At 68.1% G+C, this 840-nt stretch carries 1 protein-coding gene and 1 rRNA gene; one reads left to right on the top strand and one right to left on the bottom strand.

What is annotated here, in order from left to right; all coding sequences use genetic code 11:
- Positions 1-257: hypothetical protein (locus HGG74_RS20275; protein ID WP_168489330.1), on the top strand; the 257-nt coding region annotated here is incomplete at its 5' end.
- Positions 258-604: 347 nt separating this feature from the next.
- On the opposite strand, the gene rrf is transcribed toward HGG74_RS20275, so the two are convergent.
- Positions 605-721: ribosomal RNA gene (rrf, locus tag HGG74_RS20270) — 5S ribosomal RNA — on the bottom strand.
- Positions 722-840: the final 119 nt, after the last annotated feature.

Below are 840 nucleotides of genomic sequence, written 5' to 3'. Positions count from 1 at the left end.
GGCTCGTAGCCGCGCTCCCCGCGTCCGCCTTCGCGCCGGTCGTCCCGGCCGCCTTCGCGCCGGTCATCGCGGAAGCCGCCGCGGGGACGGTAGCCCTGGCCGCCACGCTCGTCGCCACGGTCCGGACGCGGACGGTCACCATACTCCCGGCGGGGACGGCCCTCGTAATCGCGGCGCGGTGCACCGTCATCGCTGCGGTCGCGGCCGGAACGGAATCCCTCGCCGCCACGTCCGGCACCGGGCCGGTCCTCGCGTGAACGGTAGCCCCGCGGATTGCCGCCCGAGTTGTTCGTTCTCCGGAAGGCACCGCCCTTGTCGTCCCGTCCACCGCGACCATGGAATTCAGCCATGCCGGAAGCTCCTTTCAGCGGGCCGGGCACCCGCAGGTTGCTACTCAGCCTTCAAATGTATTGAATATTGGGGTTAATTCGGAATTCATTGCGGGCAGATAGGCTCCGCGCCACCGAACCATTCTAGTCCAGTACCCTTGGCCCGCAGGCTCGACCTGTTGTGATGCCACTAACCAAGAGAGGTGGCGGAGATCAAGGGGTTAAACAGCTGAGGCCCCGCCGTCGTTGGCGGGGCCTCAGCCCTTCCCGTGTGTGTGCGGCGGTGTCCTGCTCTCCCACACCCTCCCGGGTGCAGTACCATCGGCGCTGCGGGTCTTAGCTTCCGGGTTCGGGATGGGTCCGGGCGTTTCCCCCGCGCTGTGACCGCCGCAACCCTGAGTGCCCGTTCTCCGGCCGGAACCGGGGGCAAATCTGTGGCTGCAATCGTTCTGCTGCGGCTGTATTCAGTTGTTCAGGTCCGGGCCCCCCGTGTGTGGGGGGCCCGGCCCGG

Source organism: Arthrobacter mobilis, assembly GCF_012395835.1.
Classification (GTDB): Bacteria; Actinomycetota; Actinomycetes; order Actinomycetales; family Micrococcaceae; genus Crystallibacter; species Crystallibacter mobilis.
The sequence above is the reverse complement of the archived record's forward strand: the minus strand, read 5'-3'. Positions and strand labels throughout refer to the sequence as shown.